This is a genomic window from Vibrio sp. 970 (assembly GCF_033339075.1).
This window is the reverse complement of sequence record NZ_JAWOTW010000735.1, coordinates 1-537: the sequence shown is the minus strand read 5'-3', so window position 1 is coordinate 537 and position 537 is coordinate 1. Positions and strand designations below refer to the sequence as shown.

Genomic DNA, 537 nt, shown 5'->3' with positions numbered 1-537 from the left:
TACGGTTGGGCTCCTTTTAAAACGGATGAAAATGACCGAATGGGCAACTTGGAACAGCAAATTGAACGCGCCAAGCTGTTCTGCGACGCGTATGGCTGCTCGAAATTAGAGCGAGAAAATCTGGTGGATGTGATGACGTTAAGGCTCACGGCTTTGGTTGATTACATGAGATTTATGGCAAGCAGCAGGGATGAGAGATTTCAAGCCAATTTGGAAGAGGGACATCACATCGCGTATTTGCAAGATATCGATTATCTGCGTCAACATCACCAAGCGATTACTTTGGGCATACTAAAAGAACGTTAGTTTGCAATCACGTGTTTAATCTTATCAAATAACCATAGATTTAATGGTGCGTGTTGCTGTGAACGCCGACAACTCATCACGTAGCTGACATTCAATTCTAAGCGGTTCGGTAGTGCGATACTTCTGCATCCCTGCGGGACATGGTCACTCATCGTGATACCGAAATGATCGGTTTGAAGGATGATTTTGTGGATCATCGCTGGGTGTTCTATTTCCACTTTTGGCGACGCA

The 537-nt window shown here is 44.9% G+C and carries 2 pseudogenes; one reads left to right on the top strand and one right to left on the bottom strand.

Annotated elements, in window-relative coordinates:
* Positions 1–306 (top strand): annotated as a pseudogene (locus R7Q11_RS28905) (phosphotransferase); the annotation flags it as partial.
* Here R7Q11_RS28905 and R7Q11_RS28900 read toward each other — a convergent pair.
* Positions 303–537, bottom strand: a pseudogene (locus tag R7Q11_RS28900) (LysR family transcriptional regulator); the annotation flags it as partial. The pseudogenes R7Q11_RS28905 and R7Q11_RS28900 sit on opposite strands and share 4 nt — an antisense overlap.